The organism is Kitasatospora sp. NPDC005751, from assembly GCF_040630835.1.
Taxonomy (GTDB): domain Bacteria; phylum Actinomycetota; class Actinomycetes; order Streptomycetales; family Streptomycetaceae; genus Kitasatospora.
The window spans coordinates 112,982-137,978 of record NZ_JBEXYC010000003.1 but is presented as its reverse complement, the minus strand read 5'-3'; the positions used below and the strand labels follow the sequence as shown (position 1 = coordinate 137,978).

At 71.6% G+C, this 24,997-nt stretch carries 20 protein-coding genes and 1 tRNA gene; 4 read left to right on the top strand and 17 right to left on the bottom strand.

The genetic code is table 11. The features are described from left to right. Positions 1-43: 43 nt before the first annotated feature. From ABZ497_RS04985 to ABZ497_RS04955, 7 genes are all read right to left on the bottom strand, one after another. Positions 44-1,051: a glycosyltransferase family 2 protein gene (locus ABZ497_RS04985; RefSeq protein ID WP_329488142.1), complete on the bottom strand. Its 1,008-nt coding sequence runs from the start codon at positions 1,049-1,051 to the stop codon at positions 44-46. Positions 1,052-1,255: 204 nt separating this feature from the next. After that, positions 1,256-2,449 carry an acyltransferase gene (locus tag ABZ497_RS04980; RefSeq protein WP_359803471.1) on the bottom strand — a complete coding sequence of 398 codons (1,194 nt, stop codon included), beginning with the start codon at positions 2,447-2,449 and terminating at the stop codon, positions 1,256-1,258. Between the two features lie 209 nt (positions 2,450-2,658). Further along, positions 2,659-3,852, bottom strand: a complete 1,194-nt coding sequence (gene tuf / locus ABZ497_RS04975; protein WP_329488145.1) for an elongation factor Tu — start codon at positions 3,850-3,852, stop codon at positions 2,659-2,661. Between the two features lie 236 nt (positions 3,853-4,088). Next, entirely contained in the window at positions 4,089-6,194 is a 2,106-nt protein-coding gene (gene fusA / locus ABZ497_RS04970; RefSeq protein WP_329488147.1) for an elongation factor G, read from the bottom strand. Between the two features lie 39 nt (positions 6,195-6,233). After that, on the bottom strand, positions 6,234-6,704 hold the full coding sequence (gene rpsG, locus ABZ497_RS04965; protein WP_148644378.1) for a 30S ribosomal protein S7: 471 nt from the start codon (positions 6,702-6,704) through the stop codon (positions 6,234-6,236). A gap of 2 nt (positions 6,705-6,706) precedes the next feature. Further along, positions 6,707-7,078: a 30S ribosomal protein S12 gene (gene rpsL, locus ABZ497_RS04960; RefSeq protein ID WP_014144289.1), complete on the bottom strand. Its 372-nt coding sequence runs from the start codon at positions 7,076-7,078 to the stop codon at positions 6,707-6,709. Between the two features lie 513 nt (positions 7,079-7,591). Next, positions 7,592-8,182 carry a DUF1707 and DUF4190 domain-containing protein gene (locus tag ABZ497_RS04955; RefSeq protein WP_329488149.1) on the bottom strand — a complete coding sequence of 197 codons (591 nt, stop codon included), beginning with the start codon at positions 8,180-8,182 and terminating at the stop codon, positions 7,592-7,594. 239 nt (positions 8,183-8,421) lie between these two features. Here ABZ497_RS04955 and ABZ497_RS04950 point away from each other — a divergent pair, with 239 nt between their 5' ends. The 4 genes from ABZ497_RS04950 (at position 8,422) to ABZ497_RS04935 (ending at position 13,509) form a co-directional block, all read left to right on the top strand. After that, a complete protein-coding gene (locus ABZ497_RS04950; RefSeq protein ID WP_359803468.1) occupies positions 8,422-9,225 on the top strand; it encodes an ABC transporter ATP-binding protein in 804 nt (267 codons plus the stop codon). Further along, entirely contained in the window at positions 9,222-10,868 is a 1,647-nt protein-coding gene (locus tag ABZ497_RS04945; protein WP_359803466.1) for a transporter, read from the top strand. The genes ABZ497_RS04950 and ABZ497_RS04945 overlap by 4 nt, the downstream gene beginning before the upstream one ends. A 121-nt stretch (positions 10,869-10,989) precedes the next feature. Beyond that, positions 10,990-12,303: a DUF2786 domain-containing protein gene (locus ABZ497_RS04940; RefSeq protein WP_359803464.1), complete on the top strand. Its 1,314-nt coding sequence runs from the start codon at positions 10,990-10,992 to the stop codon at positions 12,301-12,303. A 99-nt stretch (positions 12,304-12,402) separates the two neighbouring features. Next, a complete protein-coding gene (locus tag ABZ497_RS04935; RefSeq protein WP_359803462.1) occupies positions 12,403-13,509 on the top strand; it encodes an ADP-ribosylglycohydrolase family protein in 1,107 nt (368 codons plus the stop codon). Between the two features lie 48 nt (positions 13,510-13,557). On the opposite strand, the gene ABZ497_RS04930 is transcribed toward ABZ497_RS04935, so the two are convergent. The 10 genes from ABZ497_RS04930 to ABZ497_RS04885 all read right to left on the bottom strand — a co-directional run bounded on the left by ABZ497_RS04930 (position 13,558) and on the right by ABZ497_RS04885 (position 24,972). Next, positions 13,558-14,901, bottom strand: a complete 1,344-nt coding sequence (locus tag ABZ497_RS04930; protein ID WP_359803460.1) for a serpin family protein — start codon at positions 14,899-14,901, stop codon at positions 13,558-13,560. A 58-nt stretch (positions 14,902-14,959) separates the two neighbouring features. Further along, positions 14,960-15,112, bottom strand: coding sequence for a hypothetical protein (locus tag ABZ497_RS04925; protein ID WP_359803458.1), 153 nt, complete (start codon positions 15,110-15,112; stop codon positions 14,960-14,962). Between the two features lie 9 nt (positions 15,113-15,121). After that, complete coding sequence (locus ABZ497_RS04920; RefSeq protein WP_329488156.1) at positions 15,122-16,336, bottom strand: cytochrome P450; 1,215 nt, start codon at positions 16,334-16,336, stop codon at positions 15,122-15,124. A gap of 69 nt (positions 16,337-16,405) precedes the next feature. Further along, positions 16,406-17,146 carry a Sir2 family NAD-dependent protein deacetylase gene (locus ABZ497_RS04915; protein ID WP_329488158.1) on the bottom strand — a complete coding sequence of 247 codons (741 nt, stop codon included), beginning with the start codon at positions 17,144-17,146 and terminating at the stop codon, positions 16,406-16,408. 97 nt (positions 17,147-17,243) lie between these two features. Beyond that, positions 17,244-17,852 (bottom strand): hypothetical protein, encoded by a 609-nt coding sequence (locus ABZ497_RS04910; protein WP_359803456.1) that lies wholly within the window; start codon positions 17,850-17,852, stop codon positions 17,244-17,246. A gap of 133 nt (positions 17,853-17,985) precedes the next feature. Next, positions 17,986-18,675, bottom strand: coding sequence for a response regulator transcription factor (locus ABZ497_RS04905; protein ID WP_329488160.1), 690 nt, complete (start codon positions 18,673-18,675; stop codon positions 17,986-17,988). Continuing rightward, positions 18,672-19,877, bottom strand: a complete 1,206-nt coding sequence (locus tag ABZ497_RS04900) for a sensor histidine kinase (RefSeq protein WP_359803454.1) — start codon at positions 19,875-19,877, stop codon at positions 18,672-18,674. The genes ABZ497_RS04905 and ABZ497_RS04900 overlap by 4 nt, the downstream gene beginning before the upstream one ends. Before the next feature lie 76 nt (positions 19,878-19,953). Continuing rightward, positions 19,954-20,622, bottom strand: a complete 669-nt coding sequence (locus tag ABZ497_RS04895) for a hypothetical protein (RefSeq protein ID WP_359803452.1) — start codon at positions 20,620-20,622, stop codon at positions 19,954-19,956. A gap of 172 nt (positions 20,623-20,794) precedes the next feature. Next, positions 20,795-20,868 (bottom strand) — tRNA-Met (locus ABZ497_RS04890). A gap of 213 nt (positions 20,869-21,081) precedes the next feature. Then, positions 21,082-24,972, bottom strand: coding sequence for a DNA-directed RNA polymerase subunit beta' (locus tag ABZ497_RS04885; RefSeq protein ID WP_329488164.1), 3,891 nt, complete (start codon positions 24,970-24,972; stop codon positions 21,082-21,084). Between the last annotated feature and the right edge of the window lie 25 nt (positions 24,973-24,997).

Genomic DNA, 24,997 nt, shown 5'->3' with positions numbered 1-24,997 from the left:
GGTCCGTCCCGCGGCGGCCGGCGCCGCGGGACGGACCGGGGGGTCACACCGCGTACTCGGAGACCTTCGCCGCCTTCGCGCGGTCCTCGGCCGAGTCGTACCCGACGAAGTAGGCCGGGCGGGCCTGCGCCGCCGAGTAGATCCGGCCGACGTACTCGCCCAGCAGACCGATGCAGACCAGCTGGACGGCGCCGAGGAAGAGCATGCCGACGAACAGCGAGGACCAGCCGGGCACGGTCTTGCCGAGCGCGTACTCGACCGTGGTGTAGATCCCCAGGCAGAAGCAGAGCACGAAGCTCAGCAGGCCGAGCCAGGTGGCGAGCCGCAGCGGGCTGGCGGAGAAGTTGGTGATGCTGTCGATGGCGAGACGGACCATCTTGGACAGCGGGTAGTGCGTGCTGCCCGCGACCCGCTCCTCGCGGACGTAGACGACCTCGCCGCTGGGGAAGCCCAGCCACGGGACCAGCAGGCGGTAGACCGGCTGGTGCTCGGGCATCGCCTTGAGCGCGTCCACCGCGGCGCGGCTGAGCAGGCGGAAGTCACCGGCCTGGTTCGGCATGTTCTTGCCGACCAGCTTGCGCATCAGCCAGTAGTAGGCGCCGGCCGTACGCCGCTTGAAGAAGGTGTCGGTGCCGCGGTCGCCGCGCACGCCGTAGACGATGTCGAGGTTCTTCTCGCGGGCGAGCGCGAGCATCTCGGGGATCTTCTCCGGCGGGTCCTGCAGGTCGGCGTCGATGGACACCACGTAGTCGCCGTAGGCCCGGTGGATGCCCGCGGTCAGCGCCGCCTGGTGACCGGAGTTGCGCGCGAAGCGGACGATCCGGAACTCCGGCCAGTCCTGGTGGATCTTCTGCATGATCGCCGGGGTGGCGTCGGTGCTGCCGTCGTCGATACCGACGACCTCGTAGTCGATCCCCAGCTCGTCCAGGATCGGGCGCAGGCGCTGGACCGTCAACGGCAGGGCCTCCTGCTCGTTGTAGATCGGCATCACGACCGACAACAGCGGCGCCGGCGGGACGGCCTGCTCTGCCGATACTGCTGCGTTGTACATCAGTTGTCGCCTGTCCCTTATGTCTTTGAGAACGATCGATCGATCCCGGAGTGCGGCCGGGTGGCCCGGACGACCGAGCTGATGGTTGCGAAGGAGGGGTGCGCGGCCTGGGTCCACCCCGTGATGGCGGCCAGGCTAGCAGCAGGATTTTGCGATTGCATGAATGATTCTTGGGACGCCGAATTCACGCGTCCCCCTGCGTTGTCAGTGCTTCACCGGAGCGGGTTCGTCCGAGGCCCGGCGCAGGGTCGCCATCGAACGGTCCAACGCGTTCTTCATCATCTTCGAGACCGGCCGCTCGACCAACCGGTGGATCAGCCAGGCCGCCACCATCACCGCGAGCAGGGTCGTCCCCAGGGCCGCCCGGACACCGAAGTCCTTGGTGAGCAGCCAGTGGATCAGCGTCCAGCCGATCTCCTGGTGGATCAGGTAGAGCGGGTAGGTCAGCGCACCGGCGACCGTCAGCCACTTCCACTGCACCCAGTCGAACACGCCCAGCGCGGCACCCAGCACCAGGGCGAACGCGGCCGTCACCGCACCGGCCATGACGTTCCACGAAAGGGGGTGGCCGAGAACGTTGACGTACACCTCCTGGATGGAGGTCAGGCGGGTCAGCGCGAGGATCCAGGAGAATCCGACGATCCCCCAGAGCAGCAGGTTCTGACCGAAGCGGTACATCAGGAACATGCCGACGCCGGCGATGAAGAACGGCGACTCGTTCGGCATGGCGAGGGTGGTCAGCAGCGGGAGGTCCGCCTGCGGGGCGAGCACCGCGAGGATCGTCCAGATCCCGCAGAACGCCACCACCTTGCGGTAGGTGAGGCCGGTCGCCACGACGATCGCGAAGAGCAGGTAGAACCGCATCTCCACCCAGAGCGTCCAGTAGACGCCGTCGACGTGCCGCATCCCGAGCGGAGTCTGAAGCATGGTCAGGTTGCCCAGGATGGTGCCGGCGTTGAGCCCGTCACCGGCCCCCGAACGGGCGAACTGCTTGAGGTTCAGCACCACCAGGCTGGTGAGCGCTATGCCCGCCCAGTAGCCGGGGTACAGCCGGACCACCCGGGAGACGAAGAACTCCCCCGGCCGCTTCCCCCAGCAGCTCATGCAGATCACGAAGCCGCTGATGACGAAGAACAGCTCCACCCCGAGCCAGCCGTAGGCCGCCATCCGGTTGACCGTCGGCAGTACGTCCTTCGGAGTGACGCCCTGCCACACCCCGGAGATGCCGACGTAGGCGGTCCAGTGGAAGGAGAGCACGCTCAGGGCCGCGAAGAGACGCATCCCGTCGAGCGCGTACAGCCGGGGGCGCTTGGCCCGACCGTCGGGCGACTGGCCCGCACGCGCGGCCGAACGGCGCCGGAGAAGCGAGGGCTTCGTGAGAAGGGGGGCAGAGGTCATTCCGGAGCGCTTTCAGCGAGTGGGGCGGAGAGCCTCGGTCAGCCTCGCCCTGGCGACGGCTGCGGGTGGCTCAGTCTATCCGCAGCGCGATCGCCCTACGCACAGGACCCCCGCGCGCTCCGCGCGACACGCCGAAGGGCCCCGCACACCGAGGTGTGCGGGGCCCTTCGGGCTTCACCTGTGTGACACAGGCAGGTCCAGAGCCTCGATTACTTGAGGATCTTGGTGACCTGGCCGGCGCCGACGGTGCGGCCACCCTCACGGATGGCGAACTTCAGGCCCTCCTCCATGGCGATCGGCTGGATCAGCACGACCGTCATGGCGGTGTTGTCGCCCGGCATGACCATCTCGGTGCCCTCGGGGAGGGTCACGACGCCGGTCACGTCCGTGGTACGGAAGTAGAACTGCGGGCGGTAGTTGTTGAAGAAGGGGGTGTGACGGCCACCCTCGTCCTTCGACAGGATGTAGGACTGGGCCTCGAACTCGGTGTGCGGGGTGACCGAACCGGGCTTGATGATGACCTGGCCGCGCTCGACATCCTCGCGCTTGATGCCACGGAGGAGCAGACCGACGTTCTCACCGGCCTGGCCCTCGTCGAGCAGCTTGCGGAACATCTCGATACCGGTGACCGTGGTGGTGGTCTTGGTCTCCTTGATGCCGATGATGTCGACAGTCTCGTTGACCTTGAGGATGCCACGCTCGATACGACCGGTGACGACGGTGCCACGACCGGTGATCGTGAAGACGTCCTCGATCGGCATCAGGAACGGCTGGTCCACGGCGCGGGCCGGGGTCGGGATGGCCTCGTCGACCGCGTGCATCAGGCCGAGGAGCTTCTCGCCCCACTCCTTGTCGCCCTCCAGCGCCTTCAGCGCGGAGACGCGGACGACCGGCAGGTCGTCGCCCGGGAACTCGTACTCGGAGAGGAGCTCACGGACCTCGAGCTCGACGAGCTCCAGGATCTCCTCGTCGTCCACCATGTCGGCCTTGTTCAGGGCGACGACGATGTAGGGGACGCCGACCTGGCGGGCCAGGAGGACGTGCTCCTTGGTCTGCGGCATCGGGCCGTCGGTGGCGGCGACGACGAGGATCGCACCGTCCATCTGGGCCGCACCGGTGATCATGTTCTTGATGTAGTCCGCGTGACCCGGGCAGTCGACGTGGGCGTAGTGACGCGCCTCGGTCTGGTACTCGACGTGCGCGATCGAGATGGTGATACCGCGCTGCCGCTCCTCCGGCGCCTTGTCGATCTGGTCGAACGGCGTGAAGGGGTTGATCTCCGGGTACGCGTCGTGCAGCACCTTGGTGATGGCCGCGGTAAGGGTCGTCTTACCGTGGTCGATGTGACCGATGGTGCCGATGTTGACGTGGGGCTTCGTCCGCTCGAACTTCGCCTTCGCCACTGCAGTCCTCCTGAGGACAGTTCTGTACGCCGTGCTGACGTCAGTTGGTCTTTGATCGGGTTGGGTATGCGGCGCTGGAGTGCGCCCCATGCCGTCCCGCGGGTGGGGGCGGAGGCCCCCGGGGGAATCCGAGTGGGTTCCCCCGGGTTCGCCTCCTAATAGCCTAAGGGTTCGCAATCGTCCCGAATGTCGGGATGTCCTGCGAGCTCGGGCAAGGACTCGGCTCGCGCCGGTCCTTACTCGCCCTTGGCCTTGGCGATGATGTCGTCCGCCACGTTCCGCGGAACCTCGGCGTACGAGTCGAACTGCATCGAGTAGCTTGCGCGACCAGAGGTCTTGCTGCGCAGGTCACCGACGTAGCCGAACATCTCGGAGAGGGGCACCAGCGCCGAAACGACGCGGGCACCGTAACGCTCGTCCATGGACCGGATCTGGCCACGGCGAGAGTTGATGTCGCCGATCACATCGCCCATGTAGTCCTCGGGCGTGGTGACCTCGACGGCCATCATCGGCTCCAGCAGAGTCGGAGAGGCCTTGCGGGCGCCCTCCTTGAATGCCATCGAGCCGGCGATCTTGAACGCGAGCTCGGAGGAGTCGACGTCGTGCGAGGCACCGTCGAGCAGCGTCACGCGGACACCCTGGAGCGGGTAGCCGGCGAGCACGCCGAACTCCATGGCCTCCTGGCAACCGGCGTCGACCGAAGGGATGTACTCCTTCGGCACGCGGCCACCGGTGACCTTGTTGACGAACTCGTAGCCCTCGCCGGACTCGATCGGCTCGATCGCGATCTGGATCTTCGCGAACTGGCCGGAGCCACCGGTCTGCTTCTTGTGCGTGAAGTCGATGCGCTCGACGGCCTTGCGGATCGTCTCGCGGTACGCGACCTGCGGCTTGCCGACGTTGGCCTCGACCTTGAACTCACGCTTCATACGGTCGACCAGCACCTCGAGGTGCAGCTCGCCCATACCCGCGATGATGGTCTGGCCGGTCTCCTCGTCCGTGTTGACCTGGAAGGACGGGTCCTCCTCGGCCAGGCGCTGGATGGCGGTACCGAGCCGCTCCTGGTCGCCCTTGGACTTCGGCTCGATCGCGACGCGGATGACCGGGGCCGGGAAGTCCATGGACTCCAGGATGACCGGGTGCTTCTCGTCGGACAGGGTCTCACCGGTGGTGGTCTGCTTGAGACCCATGACGGCGACGATGTCGCCGGCGCCCACCGACTCGATCTCCTCACGCTTGTTCGCGTGCATGCGGTAGATCTTGCCGATGCGCTCCTTGCGGCCCTTCACCGCGTTGAGGACGGCGGTGCCGGCCTCAAGGCGCCCGGAGTAGATCCGGACGAAGGTGAGCTTGCCCAGGTGCGGGTCGGACATGATCTTGAACGCCAGAGCCGCGAGCGGCTCGTCGTCCGACGCCTTGCGGGAGATCTTGACCGTGTCGTCGCCGGGCTTGGTGCCCTCGATGGACTCGATGTCCAGCGGCGACGGCAGGTAGTTGACGACCGCGTCGAGCAGGGGCTGAACGCCCTTGTTCTTGAAGGCGGTGCCGCAGAAGATCGGCGTGAAGTCCGAGTTCAGCGTGCCCTTGCGGATCGCGGCGATCAGGAGCTCCTCGGGGACGGCCTCGCCCTCCATGGCGAGCTCCATCACCTCGTCGCTGACGGTCGACACGGTGTCCAGCAGCTGCTCGCGGTACTCCTCGGCCTGGTCCACCAGGTCGGCCGGGATGTCGACGATGTCGTACATCTCGCCCTTGGCGGCCTCGGCCGTCCAGACCAGCGCCTTCATGCGGACCAGGTCGACAACGCCCTGGAAGTCCGCCTCGGCACCGATCGGGAGCTGCATCACCAGCGGGGTGGCGCCGAGGCGCTCCACGATGGTGTCGACGCAGAAGAAGAAGTTCGCGCCCGTGCGGTCCAGCTTGTTGATGAAGCAGATGCGCGGGACGCCGTAGCGGTCAGCCTGCCGCCACACGGTCTCGGACTGGGGCTCCACGCCGGCGACACCGTCGAACACCGTGACGGCACCGTCGAGGACGCGCAGCGAACGCTCCACCTCGACGGTGAAGTCGACGTGACCCGGGGTGTCGATGATGTTGATGGTGTTGTCGACGCCGTCGAGCGTCCAGTGACAGGTCGTCGCGGCCGACGTGATCGTGATGCCGCGCTCCTGCTCCTGCTCCATCCAGTCCATGGTGGCAGCGCCATCGTGGACCTCACCGATCTTGTACGAGACACCGGTGTAGAACAGGATCCGCTCGGTGGTGGTGGTCTTGCCCGCGTCGATGTGCGCCATGATCCCGATGTTGCGGACCCTGGCGAGGTCAAGGGAGGTTGCAGCCATGGTGGCTCGTTCTCTCTCTGTCTAGTGACGGGGTTCGGACTACCAGCGGTAGTGCGCGAAGGCCTTGTTGGACTCGGCCATCTTGTGGGTGTCCTCGCGACGCTTCACGGAAGCGCCCAGGCCGTTGCTGGCGTCGAGGATCTCGTTCATCAGGCGCTCGGTCATGGTCTTCTCGCGACGGGCGCGGGAGTAACCGACCATCCAGCGCAGCGCCAGGGTGCTGGCGCGGCCCGGACGGACCTCAACCGGAACCTGGTAGGTCGCGCCACCGACACGGCGGGACTTGACCTCAAGAGCCGGCTTGACGTTCTCCAGCGCGCGCTTCAGCGCCACGACGGGGTCGGAGCCGGTCTTCTCGCGGACGCCCTCAAGGGCGCCGTAGACGATCCGCTCGGCGGTGGAGCGCTTGCCGTGCAGCAGGATCTTGTTGACCAGCTGGGTGACGACCGGGGAGCCGTAAACCGGGTCGATGATGACCGGGCGCTTCGGGGCGGGGCCCTTACGAGGCATTCTTACTTCTCCTTCTTGGCGCCGTAGCGGCTGCGAGCCTGCTTGCGGTTCTTGACACCCTGGGTGTCGAGCGAACCGCGGATGATCTTGTAGCGGACACCAGGAAGGTCCTTCACACGACCACCGCGCACCAGCACGATGGAGTGCTCCTGCAGGTTGTGGCCCTCGCCCGGGATGTAAGCGGTGACCTCGATCCCGCTGGTGAGGCGCACACGGGCGACCTTACGAAGCGCCGAGTTCGGCTTCTTCGGGGTGGTCGTGTACACACGCGTGCAGACGCCGCGACGCTGGGGCGAGCCCTTCAGCGCGGGAGTCTTGTTCTTCTCGACCTTGTCCTGCCGGCCCTTTCGGACCAGCTGCTGGATCGTAGGCACCGTTTCTCCGTTTTCTGTGTGCCAAGGCTTGGTAAAACTAACCTGCGGTGTCTCCATCGCACACGACCCCGTGGTCGACCCACGCGGTCGGGTGTGTTGGGCTTATTCCGACACGGAATCCCATGAGCTGATGTACAGCGACGGCGCTCAACGCGCGGAGCACTGGGAGGCGCTCCGGCTCGGCGCGGCGGCCGGTGTGCATGCACGCACAAGGACCCGGGGACACCCCAGGCACAAGGTCAGAGCGTACCTAGCGCATCGGGCTCGGTCAAAACAAATGCAACGCCGCAGGTCGCGGCGGTGGCCGGGCGGCGCCGGGGTGTCGCGGGCACGACTTCCCGGTGACGAACCGCTCTTCTGCCGCTCTACCACACCCCGGCGGGCGCCGCCACCGGGGCGGGCGCCGGCCGGGGGGCCGGGCGGGCGAGGGCGATCGGCCGGTCAGGCACTCAGGCGCTCAGGCGCTCAGGCGCTCAGGCGCTCAGGCGATCAGGCGATCAGGCGCTCAGGCGATCAGGCGATCAGGGCCAGCATCAGCAGGGTGTAGACGGCGCTGGCCAGGTAGCCGAAGACCAGGCCGACCGTGGCCATGGTGTCGCCCTCCTCGTTGCGCTCCCGGATCTGGGCCTTGGCGATGTGCCCGGTGATCACGGCCGGCAGCCCGAGCCCCATCAGGCCGAGCACCATCGACGCCACGGCCGTGCTGTTGGTCGGGCGGGTCGGCACCGGCGGGGGCGGCAGCAGGAAGGTCTGCGGCACCGGCTGGCCGACCGCCGTCATCGGCGGCATCGGCGTCACCATCGGGCCGGAGGGCAGATCGGCCACCAGCCGGGCCAGCTCGCCGTACGTCTGCGCGGCGCTCGCCGCGTCGAAGCGCTGGCCGTACTCGTCGGCGGAGAGCCGGCCCTCGGCGTACGCGGCCTTCAGCACGTCGACGGTGCGGTCCCGGTCGGTGTGGGCCGCCCGCATCGCCGACTGCGGCATCGGCGCCGGCTGCGCGTAGGACTGGGCGTACGGCTGCGGTTGCGCGTACGGCTTGGCCGGTACCTGGGGCGGCCGTCCTCCGTACCCGGGGCCCTGCTCGCCCCACGGTTGAACGGCCATCCGCCACCTCCGACACCCCGGCGCGCCGTGCGCGCTCACTGGCCTTCATAGTGCAGGACGAACAGGGGGCCTGAGTAGTTGCCACTTTCCGCGACCTGCCTCGGCGGCCCCCGAGGGGCGCCTCACACTCACCCGTTCGGCCCAGCCCAGCCCAAGATCATCGATCCGGACGACAGCCCGCCCCGGGCGATGGCAGGCTGGCCTGGACATTCACCCGTTTCCCAGCAGAGAAGGCCGCCATGCAGGCGTCAGCACCGCCGTCCCCGGTCCCCGCGTCCCCGGTCCCCGCCGCCGTCAGCATCCAGGGGCTGTGGAAGCACTTCGGCAGCCAGGCGGCGGTCGCCGGACTGAGCCTGGAGCTGCCGGCCGGCGCGTTCATCGGGCTGGTCGGCCCGAACGGCGCCGGCAAGACCACCACGCTCTCCATGGTCACCGGCCTGCTCCGGCCCGACCAGGGCACCGTCCTGGTGCACGGCGCCGACGTCTGGGCCGACCCGGTCACCGCCAAGGCCCGGATCGGCATCCTGCCCGAGGGCCTGCGGATGTTCGAACGGCTCAGCGGCCGCGAACTGCTGCAGTACAACGGCCGGCTGCGCGGCCTGCCCGGGGCCGAGGTGGACCGCCGCGCCGAGGAGCTGCTGGCCGTCCTGGACCTCGCCGGTGACGCCGACAAGCTGGTCGCCGACTTCTCCACCGGGATGCGCAAGAAGATCGGCCTGGCCGCCGCGCTGCTGCACAACCCCGACGTGCTCTTCCTGGACGAGCCCTTCGAGGGCGTCGACCCGGTCTCCGCCCAGACCATCCGCGGCGTGCTCAAGCGCTACGCCGCGGCCGGCTCCACCGTCATCTTCTCCAGCCATGTCATGGAACTCGTCGAGCAGCTCTGCGACTGGGTCGCCGTGGTCAACGCCGGCCGGGTGATCGCCCAGGGCCCGCTGGACATCGTACGCGGCGACCGCAGCCTGCACGAGGCCTTCCTGGACCTGATCGGCGTCCGCGAGGACGACGGCCAGGCCCTCGGCTGGCTCGGGGGCGAGCGGTGAGCTCCACCCGCGCCGACACCGGGGTCCGCACCGCCCGCGCGACCGTGCCCGACGGGCGCGTGGTCGTCCGCACCCTGGTGTCGCTCAAGCTGCGACTGCTCCGCAACGGCCTGCGGCGCAGCCGCGGACGCGCCGTGCTCTACGTCGTCGGCACGGTGGCCGGCCTGCTGTTCGCCTCGCTGATCGCGTTCCTGCTGGCCCTGCTGAACGGGCACGCCGGCGCCGGCGACGCGGGCGTGATGCTGGTCGGCGCCCTCACCATCAGCTGGGCCGCGCTGCCGCTGTTCCTCTTCGCCAGCGACGAGAGCGCCGACCCGACCCGGCTCACCATGCTGCCGCTGCGCCCCGGCCCGCTGCTGCGCGGCTCGGCGCTGGCCGCGCTGCTCGGGCCCGGCCCGCTGGTCGCCCTGGTGCTGGTCACCGGCGCGGCGCTGTCCGGCGCGGACGGCGCCGCCTCGGCGGCGGCCGCGGTGGTCGGCGTCCCGCTGACGGTGCTCACCCTGGTGACGCTCTCCCGCGCGGTCGCGGCGGGCAACGCCCGGCTGCTCTCCAGCCGGCGCGGCAAGGACTTCGCGATCTTCGGCGGTCTGCTCTTCGCGCTGCTGATCCAGGTCGCCAACGTCGGTTCGCAGAGCGTCTTCGGCAAGCCGGGGAAGGACGGCCTCGACCTCAGCCCGCTGGCACCGATCGCCTCGGTGCTGCGCTGGGTGCCGCCGGTCGGCGCGGCGGACGCCGGACGCACCGCCGGTGAGGGGCGGTACGGGCTGGCGCTGCTCCAGCTGGCCTCCACGGCCGTCGTGCTGGCCCTGCTGCTGCGCTGGTGGCGGGCCAGCCTCCAGCAACTGATGGTCACCGCCGACGCCTCCACCCTGGAGGTGGCGCGCGGCGTGCAGGCCTCGCGCGGCTGGGGCTTCCTGCCCGCCGGCCGGACCGGCGCGGTGATGCAGCGCCACCTGCGCTACGCCTGGCGGGAGCCGCGCGCCAAGGCCGCCGTCTTCACCAGCATCGGGATGACGGTGGTGATCTGCGTGCTCTCGGTGGTCCAGGGCTGGTCGACCGTCTACCTGGTGGCCGCCACCGGGATGTTCCTCGGTCTGCAGATGCTCAACCTGTTCGGCATGGACGGCTCGGCGTTCTGGATGGTCGCCGCGACCCTGCTGACCCCCGCCGACGCCCGCGAGGAGCTGCGCGGGCGGGCGTTCGCGATCCTCTCCTACGCGGTGCCGGTCACCCTGGTGCTGGCGCTGCTGCTGGCCGCCGTCACCGGTGACTGGGCCGGTCTGGCGCCGGCGTTCGGCCTGGCGCTCGGCCTGCTCGGCTGCGGCATCGCGATCGGCGCGGTGCTCAGCGTGCTGGCCCCGTACACCATGCCGTCCGACAACAACCCGATGCGCAACGCCGCCCCCGGCCAGGGCGGGCTGGTGATGCTCAACAGCTTCGGCTCGATGTTCGGCGCCGCGCTGCTCAGCCTGCCGGTCTCCGGCTACCTCGGCTGGGCACTGCTCTCCGACGGCCCGGCCTGGCCGGTGCTGGCGCTCGGCCCGCTGTACGGCGCGCTGGTCGCCTTCCTCGGCATCCGGCTGGCCGCCGGCCGCCTGCTGGAGCGTGCCCCGGAGATCCTGGCCAAGGCCGTCGAACGCTGACGGCCAGCCCGTCGGGCACCCCCGTGAGCGCCCGGTCCCCGTCCTCGGGGCCGGGCGCTCCGGCATCATGGGCGGAGGCCGCCCCGACCGCGGGACGGGCACGACGAGAGCAGGCGACACCGTGGGCAAGCGCAGGCAGCAGGGCGGGACCGGGGCGGACGGGAGCGCCGGACCGCTACTGGAGCAGGCGGTGCGAGCGGTGCTGACCGCACCGGACGAGGGGCTGGACCTCGCCCTGGACACCGGCGCCTCGCTGCTGGCCGCCTCCCCCGCCCAGTGGCCGGCGGTGAGCCGGGCACTGCTCGGGTACGCGGACACGGCGGTCGGGCGCTGCTGGTCGGCGGGCTGGCGGCCGGCCGACCTGGCCCGGGTGGTGCGGCGGGAGCTGAAGCCGGTGCACCTGGCCCTCGCGGTGGACCTCATCGCCGCCGAGAACCGCCGCCACCCGGCGGCCACCACCGACCGGCGCTGGCAGGAGCAGCTGCGCGAGCTGGAGACCGCGGTGTGGTGGCCGGGCGACGAGGCGTACCTGGGTGCCTTCGCCGACCGCCACCGGCTGGACCGGTTCGCGCTGGCCACCCACGTGCTGGAGCTGTTGCGCAGCTGGGGCCGGCTGCCCCCGATCGCCCCGGTCGGCCCGGCTCCCGGGCCGGGCGGGCAGGCCCCCCGGACGGAGCGGCGGGCCGCGGGCCCGGTGCCGGGCGAGCCGCGGATGCTGTCCCGGATCCGGGCGCTGCTGGCGAAGGCCGAGTCGACCGAGTACCCGGAGGAGGCCGAGGCGCTGACCGCCAAGGCCCAGCAGCTGATGGCCCAGCACAGCATCGACGACGCGCTGCTGGCGGTCGGCGGCGAGGACCGCGACGCCCCGGCGGCGCTGCGGATCGGCGTGGACAACCCCTACGAGGTCCCGAAGACGATGCTGCTGGACGCGGTGGCGGCGGCGAACCGGTGCCGGGTGGTCTGGGCGAAGGAGTTCGGCTTCTGCACCATCATCGGCTTCGACGGCGACCTGGACGGCGTCGAGCTGCTCTACACCTCGCTGCTGGTGCAGGCGACGCACGCGATGAACAAGGCCGGTTCGCGCCAGCACCTGGACGGCGCCTCCCGCACCAAGGCGTTCCGGCACTCCTTCCTGGTCGCGTACGCGGCGCGGATCCGTGAGCGGCTGACCGCCGCGACCGAGCAGGCCACCAGCGACGCGGCGGCCGGCCGGCACCTGCGCGAGGACGGCACCGAGGAGCAGCTGGTGCCGGACGAGCGGCTGCTGCCGGCGCTGGCGGCCCGGACCGAGGCGGTCGACCAGCAGGTCGGGCGGATGTTCCCGAAGCTGGTCTCGCAGCGGGTCCGGGTGAGCGACGGCGAGGGCTGGGTGGCGGGCCGGGCGGCGGCCGACCGGGCCGCCCTGCACGGCCGGGCCGGGGAGATCCGGCGGTAGCGGTCGGGCCTGATAGAACGGACGTCGGCAGGGCCGGTCCGGCCGGTCCGGCCTCGGCCCGACCGGCCGGGCGGGCCCCGGGAGCAAGGGGGAGCGACGGTGGCGGTGACGGAGTCGGGGTATGCCGACCGGGTACGCGGGGCGCTGCTCGGCGGGGGCGTCGGCGACGCCCTGGGCTGGCCGGTGGAGTTCCAGCAGCTGCAGCAGATCCGGGAGCAGTACGGCCGGGCCGGGGTGACCGGGCTGCCCGGTGGCGGCCGGATCGCCGAGGTCACCGACGACACCCAGATGACGCTGTTCACCGCCGAGGGGCTGATCCGCGGCTTCGTCCGGGGCTGGTCGGGCGGCGGCGGATCGGTGCCGGAGGCCGTCCACGGCGCCTACCGGCGCTGGCTGCTGACGCAGCAGCAGGGCGCTCCGGACCAGGGCCCGCTCCCCCGCCCGTACGACGGCTGGCTGCTGCGGCAGCCGTTCCTGTACGCGCGGCGGGCGCCGGGCAACGCCTGTCTGAGCGGGGTGTCGTACCACCCGGAGTTCCGGGCACCGGCGCCGTTCGGGCAGCCGGGGCCGATCAACGCGCACTCCAAGGGGTGCGGCACGGTGATGCGCTCGGCGCCGTTCGGGCTGGCCCGGCTGGGCGTCGAGCAGTCCTTCGGGCTGGCCGCGCAGTGCGCGCAGCTCACCCACGGGCACCCGACCGGCTACCTGGCGGCGGGCGCGTTCGCGTCGCTGGTCGAGCGGCTGGTGGACGGGGTCGAGCCGTGGACGGCGGTCGGGCAGGTCGTCGAGCAGACCCGGGACTGGCCGGGCTCCAAGGAGACCGTCCTGGCGCTGCACCGGGCGGTGCGGGTGGCCGAGGAGGCCGAGCCCTCGGCGGAGGCGGTGGAGCGGGTCGGGCTCGGCTGGATCGCCGAGGAGTGCCTGGCGATCGCGGTGTACTGCCTGCTGGCCGCCGCGTCCGGGCCGGACCCGGCCCGGACCGCGCTGCTGCTGTCGGTGAACCACTCCGGGGACAGCGACTCCACCGGCGCGGTCTGCGGCAACCTGGTGGGCGCGGCGTACGGCGCGGCGGCCCTGCCGACGGCCTGGACCGAGGCGGTCGAGGGCACGGAGACGCTGCTGCGGGTGGCGGACGACCTGCTGGTGCTGTTCGGCAGCCGCGAGCCGACCCACCCTGCCCTGGACGGGCGCTACCCGGCCTGGTGACCGGGCGGGCCGCCGGGGCGGGCCGCCGCACGGCCCCGGCGGCGCCGGTCACCCGGCCTGCGGGTCGGTGACCTGGCCGAGGAAGAGCGGGCGGCCGGTCGTGGTGTCCCTGATCAGGAACAGGAACGGCCGGTCGATGTGCAGTTCCTCGGCCCTCTTGGGGACCGCCCCGGCCGCCGCCTCGATCCCGGCGCCGCTTCCGGCGGCGGCCACCGTGCCGTCCTCGTCCACCTGCACGGTGGCCTTCTGCACCACCGTGCCGACCTTCAGCCGCTCGTCCGTCCCCGGTCCGGGAATGCCGCCGAGGTCCGCGGCGTCGAAGGCCGCGGCGACCCCGAGCGCCCGCAGGGTCGGCGTCAGCTCGTTGGCGGTCTCGAAGTGGAAGCGCGGCAGGGTGAGGTCGACCGAGCGCTCGGTGAGCGAGTCGAGGATCATCGTGAGCTGGGCCTGGTCCAGGCCCTTGCGGAAGGCCTCGAACCCGCCCTGGGCGGGCACCAGCAGGTCCATCGCCATCCCGCCGTCCGCGTAGGGCAGTTCGACGGCCTGCCAGGGCTGGCCGAGGATCCCGCCGGAGCCGTCGGCGTAGCGCAGGGTGCCGGTCCGGGCCATCGTGGCGACGGACGGGGTCGAGCCGTCCGGCCGGTGGAACGGCCGGTCGGAGGTCTGCGAGGCCTTAAACGGGGCGGCCCACCTCGCCTTCAGGTAGAGCGCGTCGGTGAGCGCCAGGCGGGTGTCCTGGTTGATCGTCCGCTCGGCGAAGAGGTCCTTGATCCGGCCCTCGGTCGCCTTCTCCACCGTCGCGTTGACGGTCCTGCGGGCGCTCTCCGGGTCCTTGCGGAAGTCGGCGGTGTGCACGCCGGTGCCGAAGGCGGCGGCGAGGGTGGCCAGGTAGCCCTGGTCGAGCGGGAAGCCCTGCTGGACCCAGAGGTCGTCCGCCTGGCGCAGGGTCAGGCCGTCGGTGGGCGGGCCGGTCCGGTTCAGGGCGCCGGTGGCGAGGGCGTACTGCTCCGGGGTGAGCCCGGTGTGCAGGGCCTTGGCGAGCTCGTCGGCGGTGGCGCCGCGGGCACCGGGCAGCACCATGGCGAGCACGGTGGCCAGGCCGGACGGCGAGAGCACGAGGTTGCGGCCGGTCCCGTCGGGCGTGGCGGTGAGGGTGTGCAGCAGGTCCAGGCCGAAGGCGTTGGTGGCGGCGGCGGTCGCCGCGACCTGAGCCGGGTCGGTCGGCGGGGCGGAGGTGGGTGCGGGGGCCCGGACGACCTGGTTTGCGACGCCGGTGCTGCCGCAGCCGGTGAGCAGCGGTGCGGCGAGCGCGGCGACGAGGACCGGGGCGAGGAGCGGGGCCGCCGGGCGGCGGCGGGTGCGACTGCGGGTGCTGCGCGTGCGACTCGTCATGGCGGTTCGACGCGGCGCCCGCCGGACCGGTTCCCCCGCCCGACCGGCTCCCTCGCCCTCAGGCGGCCCGGCGCACGGCGGCCACCGGGTCGTCGGGCAGCAGCCAGTCGGGGTCGTGGGCGGCGATCAGCTCGATCGTGCGGAATTCGGTCATCCGCCCCAGGGCGTCGCCGAGCGCCAGGCCCAGCAGTGTTCCGGTCGCCTTGTCCACGGCTCCCCCTCAGATCTCGACCAGCAGTTCCTCCAGCCCCCGGATCACGTAGCCCGGGCGCCACCGCGGCTCGCGGACCAGCCGCAGGCCGGGCGCCCGGCGCAGCAGTGCGCCGTAGGACTCGGTGAGCTCCAGTCTGGCGAGCGGGGCGCCGAGACAGAAGTGGATTCCGGCGCCGAAGGTGACGTGCGGGTTGTCGGCACGGCCGAGGTCGAGCCGGTCCGGGTCGGCGAACCGGGCCGGGTCCCGGTTGGCGGAGCCGAAGAGCAGCGCGACCTCGGAGCCGCGCGGGACGGTGACGCCGCGGACCTCGATGTCCTCCAGCACCCAGCGTTCGAACATCTGGAGCGGCGTGTCCCAGCGCATCAGTTCCTCGACCGCGGTGGGGAGCAGCTCGTCCACCGACCCGCGCAGCCGGGCGAGTTCACCGGGGTTGCGGAACAGCGCCCACCAGCCGTTGCCGGTGGTGTTGACGGTCGCCTCGTGGCCGGCGTTCAGCAGCAGCACGCAGGTGGAGACCATCTCCTGCTCGCTGAGCGCGTCGGCGCCCTCCTGGGCCTGGATCAGCGCGCTGATCAGGTCGCCGCCGGGCTCGGTCCGGCGCTCGCGGATCAGGGCGCGCAGGTAGTCCGAGAACTCGGTGCTCGCGGTGACGGCCCGGCGGGCGGCCTCCTCGGTCGGGTTGAGCTCGAACATGCCGGTGATGTCGGCCGACCACGGCCGCAGCAGGTGCCGGTCGCCCTCCGGTACGCCCAGCATCTCGGCGATCACCGCGACCGGCAGCGGCTCGGCGACGGCGGCGACCAGGTCGCCGCCGCCGGCCGCGAGCAGCCCGTCCACGAGCTCCGCGGCGAGCCGCCGGACGGTCGGGCGCAGCCCCTCGACCATGCGCGGGGTGAAGGCCTTGGAGACCAGCCGCCGGATCCGGGTGTGGTCCGGCGCCTCCAGGTCGAGCAGCCCGTGGTCGTTGAGGGTGTGGAACGGCTCGTGCGCCGGGTCGGGCGCGGGCCGGCCGAACTCCTCGTGGGTGAAGCGGTGGGTGTACGTCCGCCCCAGCCGCCGGTCCCGCAGCAGCGCGCTGACGTCCTCGTGGCGGGACACCAGCCACTGTCCGGTCGGCTCGTAGTACGTCACCGGGGCGTGCTCGCGCAGCTCGGTGTACGCGTCGTAGGGGTGGGCCACGAACGCCGCCGACCAGGGGTCGAACTTCGCCGTCGTCGTCATCGGTCGATCACTCCTGGCCGTGAGGGGGAGCCGGGGTGATCATCGTACGCAGGTGGCCGATCCGGTCCGCTAGGCCTGCTCGGCCACCAGCCGGCGGACCAGGGCCGGGAGCGCGGTGGAGATCGGCTCCCGGATCACCTCGTCCGCCGCCTCGTCGAACGGCGTGGGCTCGCCGTTGACGACGACCAGCCGGGCACCGGACTCCAGCGCGATCTGCGGGAGGGCGGCCACCGGGTACACCTGGAGGCTGGTCCCGACGGCGACGAACAGGTCGCAGGCCCGGGCCACGGCGTCGGCCCGCTGGAGCACCACCGGGTCCAGCGCCTCGCCGAACATCACCGTGCGGGGCTTGAGCACCCCGCCGCACGCCCGGCAGGCCGGGTCCGGCTCACCGGCGGCGACGCGTTCCAGCGCCTCGGCCGTCGGGCCGACGACGTGGCAGCGCACGCACTCCACCTCCCGCGCGGTGCCGTGCAGTTCGAGCACCTTGCGGGCGGGCAGCCCGGCCCGCTGGTGCAGGCCGTCCACGTTCTGGGTGAGCACCCGCACCGGCAGACCGCTGCGCTCCAGCTCGACCAGCGCGAGGTGGCCGGCGTTCGGCTCGGCGGCCAGTGCGCCGGTGTCCCGGCGCAGCAGCCAGGCCCGGCGGCGGACGTCCGGATCGGCCAGGTAGGGGCCGATGGTGACGAGTTCCTGGGCCCGCGGATCGCGCTGCCAGAGGCCGTTCGGGCCCCGGTAATCGGGGATGCCGGAGTCGGTGGAGACGCCGGCGCCGGTGAGAACGGCGATCAGCGGGCGCTTGGCGGTCATGCCCGGGACGTTACGGGCCCGCCGCCACGCGCCGCCACCGGAATTCCCCGGGCACGACGGGCCGGCCGCCCCACCCCCGTGCGAACGGCCCGCCCGCTCAGGCCGCGACCGGGCGGCGCACCCCGCCGAACCCCGCCAGCGGTGCCAGCGCCGCCAGGTAGAGCGCGGCGGCCGGCGGGATCAGCGCCAGGTCGGCGGCCGTCATCGCCGTCCCGACCAGCACCAGCACCGGGCTCCACCACCGCAGCGCCCGGGTCGCCCCGGCCGAGGCGGCGACCAGCAGCGCCAGCAGGCCGACGTAGAACAGCAGCGGACCGACCGAGTAGAAGGCCGGCAGCACGCCCGGCCGGCTCTGGATGCCGTCGAACAGCCGGTGCTGGTCGGCCTTGTCCACGGCGACCGCCCCCACGTACAGGTCGATCCCGATCTGGACCACCGAGGCCGCCAGTCCCGCGAAGGCCACCGCCGTGGCCGCGTTCGCGGCGATCCGGCCGGCCGGACGGCGCGGTGCGAGCAGCCCGCGCAGCGCGGCGAGCAGCGGACCGAACAGCAGCAGCCCCGCCAGCATCAGGGCGTGGCCCACCGTCCAGCCGGGGCCGGGCTCCCGGGAGCCCTCCAGCAGCCGGACACCGCCGTACAGCGCCATCAGGACGGGGGCGCCGACGGCGGCGATCGGGGTGAGGCGGTCGAGCCTGGGGACGGTCATGGGTGTTCTCCGCTCCGCGAGTGCGTTTCCGACTCTCCGGATGCTGTCCGCCGGGCCCCTCGTCGCGGATCACCCGCACCGGCGATCCCGCCGGCTCCCCCGCGCGGGGGACTCCCCCCGGGCCGGGCCGCCGTCAGCCCTCCCCCGCGACGACCGCTCCCGCCTCGTACGCGAACACCACCGCGTGCACCCGGTCCCGCAGCCCCAGCTTGCTCAGCACATTGCTGACGTGCGTCTTCACGGTGTGCTCGCTGACCACCAGCTCGGCGGCGATCTCCGCGTTGGAGAGCCCCCGGGCCAGCAGCCGCAGCGTCTCCCGCTCCCGCAGGGTCAGCTGCTCCAGCAGCCGGGACGGCGCCCGGACGCCCTGCGCGGGCGGCCTGGCCCCGCCCGGCCGGCGGGCGGCGAACTCGCCGATCAGCCGGCGGGTCACCGACGGCGCCAGCAGCGCCTCGCCCGAGGCCACCATCCGCACGCCGTGCGCCAGGTCGTCCCGGCGGACGTCCTTGAGCAGGAACCCGCTCGCCCCGGCGTAGAGCGCGTCGAAGACGTAGTCGTCGATGTCGAAGGTGGTCAGCATGATCACCTTGGTCTCCGGGTGGTCCGCGCAGACCCGGCGGGCCGCCTCCAGGCCGTCCATCACCGGCATCCGGACGTCCAGCAGCAGGACGTCCGGGCCGTGCTCGCGCACCGCCTCGACCGCCTCGGCGCCGTCGCGCGCCTCCGCGACCACCTCGATGTCCGGCTGTGCGTCCAGGATCATCCCGAACCCGGCCCGCACCAGCTCCTGGTCGTCCGCGACGACCACCCGGATCGGCTTCACCGGCCCACCCTCTCCCTCGACGCACCCTCGCCCAGCGGCAGCCTGGCACTCACCAGGAAGCCGTTCCCCTCCGGTCCCGGCCCGGCCTCGGCCCGCCCGCCGCAGGCCGCGGCCCGCTCCCGGATGCCGACCAGCCCGCGCCCGCCGGACCAGTCCGCCGCACGGTCCGCCGGCCGGCGCACCCCGCGCCCGTTGTCGGACACCACGACCTCCAGCACCCCGCCCGAGCGGACCACCCGCACGGCCGCCCGGTCCGCCCCGGCGTGCTTGACCGTGTTGGTCAGCGCCTCCTGCACGATCCGGTAGGCGGCCGCCTCCACGTCCGCGGGCAGCGGGCCCGGCGAGCCTTCCGGGTCCAGCTCCAGCTCCACCCGCAGTCCCGCCCCGCGGACCCGCTCGACCAGGCCCGCGAGCTCGGCCAGCCGCGGCTGCGGCGCCAGCTCCGGAGCCGCGCCGTCCTCCTTCAGCACCCCGAGCACCCGCCGCAGCTGCACCATGGCGTCCCGGCCGGAGTCGGCGATGGTGTCGAAGGTCCTGATCGCCCGCTCCGGGTCCTTGTGCACCACCAGCGGGCCGGCCTCCGCCTGGATCACCATCAGCGACACGGCGTGCGCCAGGATGTCATGCATCTCCCGGGCGATCCGGCCGCGCTCCTGCGCCACCGCGCGCGCCGCGTCGCTGGCCGCCCGCCGGCCGGCCTCCCGGGCCCGCTCCGCCTCCACCTGCGCCAGCCGGCGCAGTTCGCGCACCAGCGAGCCGAAGACGAAGGCACCGACCGAGGTCAGCAGCGAGAACAGCATGCCGTTGAGCGAGTGGGTCCCCACCACGTTGGCCGCCACCACCACGGCCAGCACCGCCCAGCGGTGCCGGTCCGGCGCGCGCTCGGCCACCGTGTACACGGTGATCACCGCGTACAGCGGCAGCTGCGGCATCACCGGGTGCGCCACCACCGAGAGCACCGCCGACACCCCGCCGCTGACGGCCATCACGGCGAGCGGGGCCCGCCGCCGCCAGGGCAGCGGAAGCGCGGTGCCGAGCGCCAGCAGATAGACCCACCAGGGCCGGGTGACGTCGTCGTGGTACACCGCCCAGAACGAGACCCCGGCCGATCCGACGGCCAGCAGGGTGTCCAGCACGTAGGGGCTCACCCCGGCGAACCGCGCCCGCCAGGCCCGCCCCGGCGCGAACCGGTCCTCGTCCACGTACCCCCCGTACCCGGGGACCCCGCCCCCGCGGAGAAGATCATGCCCTACCGGCAGCACCGTGGGCACCGGCCCGTCAGGCACCGCCGACCGTCACGCCGCCGGTCTCGGCCCGCGCCGTGATGCTGCGCGCCGCCCCCGCCGCGCGGGGCACCTCCACCGAGACGTCGCCCGTCCCGGCGCTCGCGTCCACCGCGTACGCCTGCCCCGCCGGCACCCGGACCCGGACCCCGCCCGTCCGCGCCCGGGCCTCCACGGTGGTCGGGCTCCCCGCGAAGGAGGCCTCGATCCCGCCCGTCCCGGTGCTCAGCCGCACCACCGGCGAGGTCAGCCCGCTCGCCTCCACACCACCGGTGCCGGCCTTCACCTCCACCTCGGCGGCCAGCCCGGTCAGCCGCACCCCGCCGGTCTCCGTGCCGACCCGCACCCGGGTGCCGGCCGGCACGTCCACCTCGTACCCGACCCCGCAGTTGTCGCAGTCGTAGCGCAGCGTCAGGGTGCCGTCCCGGACCTCGTGGCTGCTCGTCGGCGCCGCGCCCCGGTAGTTCTGGTGCTCGGTGACCCGCACCGCCTCCCCGCCGCCGCGGATCGTGACCCCGCCGGTGCGCCCCTCGACCACCAGCTCCCGCACCGGCCCGTCCACCCCGTAGCCGACGTCCCGCCGCTGCTCGTCGCCCCGCAGACAGCCCGACACCCCGGCCAGCACCGCCCCGGTGACCGCCATCGCACCCAGTACCCGCTTCATCGCCGGCTCCCCTCCACGTCCGTCGTTCCGACGCCGCCCAGCCTCTCCCGCCGCCCCCGGCCGGCGCCTCGCCCTCCCGAGCGGTTCCCCCGGCTCCCCCGCGCGAGGGAGGCGGGCGACCCGGGAACGCCGAAGGGCCCGGAGGCTGAATGCCTCCGGGCCCTTCACTGTGTAGCGGGGACAGGATTTGAACCTGCGACCTCTGGGTTATGAGCCCAGCGAGCTACCGAGCTGCTCCACCCCGCGTCGGTAAACACGACTCTACGCGACTTCGTCCGGGGAACCTAATCGGTTTGATATTCGCCCCCGCCAACGGCCCCGCGGAGCCGGTGCGGAGCCCCCGCCGCGTCCTCTCCGACCCCGCCGGCCCCCGGGAAGGCCCCCGGAAGGCCCCGGGAAACGCCGCCGGGCGGCCACCCCCGTGAGGGGTGACCGCCCGGCGGTTCAGAGACCGTCGACTCAGCCGGTGTAGGGGCCGTAGTCGTAGTCGTCCAGCGGCACCGCCTGGCCGGAGCCGGCGCCGAAGGGCGACAGGTCGTAGTCGTCGTAGCCGACGGCCGAGTACATCGCGGCCTTGGCCTCCTCGGTCGGCTCGACCCGGATGTTGCGGTAGCGGGGCAGACCCGTACCGGCCGGGATGAGCTTACCGAGGATGACGTTCTCCTTGAGGCCCAGCAGCGGGTCCGACTTGGCGTGGATCGCCGCGTCGGTGAGGACCCGGGTCGTCTCCTGGAAGGAGGCGGCCGACAGCCAGGACTCGGTGGCCAGCGAGGCCTTGGTGATACCCATCAGCTGCGGACGGCCGGAGGCGGGGTGACCGCCCTCGGAGACCACACGACGGTTCTCGGTCTCGAAGCGGCCGCGCTCGACGAGCTCGCCCGGGAGCAGCTCGGCGTCGCCCGACTCGATGATCGTCACGCGGCGCAGCATCTGCCGGATGATGATCTCGATGTGCTTGTCGTGGATCGACACGCCCTGCGAGTTGTAGACCTTCTGGACCTCGGCGACCAGGTGGATCTGGACGGCACGCTGGCCCATGATCCGCAGCACGTCGTGCGGGTTGGTGGCACCCATGGTCAGCTTCTGGCCGACCTCGACCGCCTCGCCCTCGCTGACGAGCAGCTTCACACGCTTCGAGACCGGGTAGGCGATCTCGTCGGTGCCGTCGTCCGGCGTGACGACCAGCTTGCGGGTCTTCTCGGTGTCCTCGATGCGGACCCGGCCCTGCGCCTCCGAGATCGGGGCCACACCCTTGGGGGTACGGGCCTCGAAGAGCTCGACGACACGGGGCAGACCCTGCGTGATGTCGTCACCGGCCACACCACCGGTGTGGAAGGTACGCATGGTCAGCTGGGTACCGGGCTCACCGATGGACTGGGCGGCGATGATGCCGACCGCCTCACCGATGTCGACCAGCTTGCCGGTGGCCAGCGAGCGGCCGTAGCAGAAGGCACAGGTGCCGACGGCCGACTCACAGGTCAGGATCGAGCGGGTCTTGACCTCGCTGATGCCGTGGCGGATCAGCTCGTCGATCAGCACGTCACCGAGGTCGGTGTTGGCGGTGGCGAGGAGCTTGCCGTCCACCGTGATGTCCTCGGCCAGCATGCGGGCGTAGACGCTGGTCTCGACGTCGTCCGTCTTGCGCAGGACGCCGTTCTCGACCGTGCCGATCGCCAGCTTGAGGCCGCGCTCGGTGCCGCAGTCCTCCTCGCGGATGATGACGTCCTGGGAGACGTCGACCAGACGACGGGTGAGGTAGCCGGAGTCGGCGGTGCGCAGCGCGGTGTCGGCCAGACCCTTACGGGCACCGTGGGTCGAGATGAAGTACTCGAGAACGGTGAGGCCCTCACGGAACGACGCCTTGATGGGACGCGGGATCGTCTCGTTCTTGGCGTTGGACACCAGACCACGCATACCGGCGATCTGACGCATCTGCATCATGTTTCCACGAGCACCCGAGTCGACCATCATGAAGATGGGGTTCGTCTTCGGGAAGTTCGCGTTCATGGCCTCGGCGACCTCGTTGGTCGCCTGGGTCCAGATGCCGATGAGCTCCTGCTTGCGCTCGTCGTTGGTGATCAGGCCGCGCTCGTACTGACGCTGGACCTTCTCCGCCTTCGCCTCGTAGCCCTCGAGGATCTGGGGCTTGCTCGGCGGGACGACGACGTCGGAGATCGAGACCGTGACGCCCGAGCGGGTGGCCCAGTGGAAGCCGGCCGCCTTCAGGTTGTCCAGGGTCGCCGCGACGACGACCTTGGGGTAGCGCTCCGCCAGGTCGTTGACGATCGCGGAGAGCTGCTTCTTGCCCACCTCGTAGTCGACGAACGGGTAGTCCTCGGGCAGCAGCTCGTTGAAGAGCGCGCGGCCCAGGGTGGTCTTCAGGCGGAAGGACTCGCCCTCGAACCAGTTCGACTGACCGTCCTCGTCGACCGGCGGGGTCCAGCCACGGGGCGGGACGGTGCCGATCGGCAGGCGGATGTCGATGACGGCCTGGACGTCCAGCTCCTTGGCGTCGAAGGCCATGACGGCCTCGGCGGTCGAGGAGAAGGAGCGGCCGGCGCCCTTGACGTTGTCGCGGTCCGAGGTCAGGAAGAACAGACCCAGCACCATGTCCTGGGTCGGCATGGTGACGGGGCGACCGTCGGCCGGCTTCAGGATGTTGTTCGAGGACAGCATCAGGATGCGGGCCTCGGCCTGCGCCTCCGCGGAGAGCGGCAGGTGGACGGCCATCTGGTCACCGTCGAAGTCCGCGTTGAACGCGGTGCAGACGAGCGGGTGGATCTGGATGGCCTTGCCCTCGACCAGCTGGGGCTCGAAGGCCTGGATGCCGAGGCGGTGCAGGGTGGGCGCGCGGTTCAGCAGCACCGGGTGCTCGGCGATGACCTCTTCGAGGACGTCCCACACGACCGGACGGGCACGCTCGACCATGCGCTTGGCCGACTTGATGTTCTGCGCGTGGTTCAGGTCCACCAGGCGCTTCATCACGAACGGCTTGAAGAGCTCCAGCGCCATGGCCTTGGGCAGACCGCACTGGTGCAGCTTGAGCTGCGGGCCGACGACGATGACCGAACGGGCCGAGTAGTCGACTCGCTTGCCGAGCAGGTTCTGACGGAAACGACCCTGCTTGCCCTTCAGCATGTCGCTGAGGGACTTCAGCGGGCGGTTGCCGGGGCCCGTGACCGGGCGACCACGACGGCCGTTGTCGAACAGCGCGTCGACGGCCTCCTGGAGCATGCGCTTCTCGTTGTTCACGATGATCTCGGGGGCACCGAGGTCGAGAAGGCGCTTCAGGCGGTTGTTGCGGTTGATCACGCGGCGGTACAGGTCGTTCAGGTCGGAGGTCGCGAAGCGGCCACCGTCCAGCTGCACCATCGGACGCAGGTCCGGCGGGATGACCGGGACGCAGTCCAGCACCATGCCGTTGGGCTTGTTGGTGGTCTGCAGGAACGCGGAGACGACCTTGAGGCGCTTCAGCGCACGGGTCTTCTTCTGGCCCTTGCCGGTGCGGATGATCTCGCGCAGGCGCTCGGACTCCTCCGCCAGGTCGAAGGTCTCGAGGCGGTCCTTGAGGGCCGCCGCGCCCATCGAGCCGGAGAAGTAGGTGCCGAAGCGGTCGCGCAGCTCGCGGTAGAGCAGCTCGTCGCCCTCCAGGTCCTGGACCTTGAGGTTCTTGAAGCGGGCCCACACCTCGTCGAGGCGGTCGAGCTCGCGCTGCGCGCGGTCGCGCAGCTGCTTCATCTCGCGCTCGGCACCCTCGCGCACCTTGCGGCGCACGTCGGCCTTGGCGCCCTCGGCCTCCAGCTCGGCCAGGTCGGTCTCGGCCTTCTTGGCGCGGGCTTCGAGGTCGGAGTCGCGGCGGTTCTCGATCTGCTGGCGCTCGACCGAGACGTGCGCCTCCAGGGACGGGAGGTCGCGCTGGCGACGCTCGTCGTCCACCCAGGTGATCATGTAGGCGGCGAAGTAGATGACCTTCTCGAGGTCCTTCGGCGCCAGGTCGAGCAGGTAGCCCAGGCGGGACGGGACACCCTTGAAGTACCAGATGTGGGTGACCGGGGCGGCCAGCTCGATGTGGCCCATCCGCTCACGGCGCACCTTGGCGCGGGTCACCTCGACGCCGCAGCGCTCACAGATGATGCCCTTGAAGCGGACGCGCTTGTACTTACCGCAGTAGCACTCCCAGTCCCGGGTCGGACCGAAGATCTTCTCGCAGAAGAGTCCGTCCTTTTCGGGCTTCAGGGTGCGGTAGTTGATGGTCTCCGGCTTCTTGACCTCGCCGTGCGACCACTGGCGGATGTCGTCGGCGGTGGCCAGGCCGATGCGGAGCTCGTCGAAGAAGTTGACGTCAAGCACTGGTCGTCAAGCCCTCTTTCGTAAG

What these genes read in the sequence shown, in the direction of transcription:
- ABZ497_RS04985 (WP_329488142.1), bottom strand. Translation starts at nt 1,051, where the DNA reads ATGTACAACGCAGCAGTATCGGCAGAGCAGGCCGTCCCGCCGGCGCCG.
- ABZ497_RS04980 (WP_359803471.1), bottom strand. Translation starts at nt 2,449, where the DNA reads ATGACCTCTGCCCCCCTTCTCACGAAGCCCTCGCTTCTCCGGCGCCGT.
- fusA (WP_329488147.1), bottom strand. Translation starts at nt 6,194, where the DNA reads ATGGCTGCAACCTCCCTTGACCTCGCCAGGGTCCGCAACATCGGGATC.
- rpsG (WP_148644378.1), bottom strand. Translation starts at nt 6,704, where the DNA reads ATGCCTCGTAAGGGCCCCGCCCCGAAGCGCCCGGTCATCATCGACCCG.
- ABZ497_RS04955 (WP_329488149.1), bottom strand. Translation starts at nt 8,182, where the DNA reads ATGGCCGTTCAACCGTGGGGCGAGCAGGGCCCCGGGTACGGAGGACGG.
- ABZ497_RS04950 (WP_359803468.1), top strand. Translation starts at nt 8,422, where the DNA reads ATGCAGGCGTCAGCACCGCCGTCCCCGGTCCCCGCGTCCCCGGTCCCC.
- ABZ497_RS04930 (WP_359803460.1), bottom strand. Translation starts at nt 14,901, where the DNA reads ATGACGAGTCGCACGCGCAGCACCCGCAGTCGCACCCGCCGCCGCCCG.
- ABZ497_RS04920 (WP_329488156.1), bottom strand. Translation starts at nt 16,336, where the DNA reads ATGACGACGACGGCGAAGTTCGACCCCTGGTCGGCGGCGTTCGTGGCC.
- ABZ497_RS04915 (WP_329488158.1), bottom strand. Translation starts at nt 17,146, where the DNA reads ATGACCGCCAAGCGCCCGCTGATCGCCGTTCTCACCGGCGCCGGCGTC.
- ABZ497_RS04910 (WP_359803456.1), bottom strand. Translation starts at nt 17,852, where the DNA reads ATGACCGTCCCCAGGCTCGACCGCCTCACCCCGATCGCCGCCGTCGGC.
- ABZ497_RS04895 (WP_359803452.1), bottom strand. Translation starts at nt 20,622, where the DNA reads ATGAAGCGGGTACTGGGTGCGATGGCGGTCACCGGGGCGGTGCTGGCC.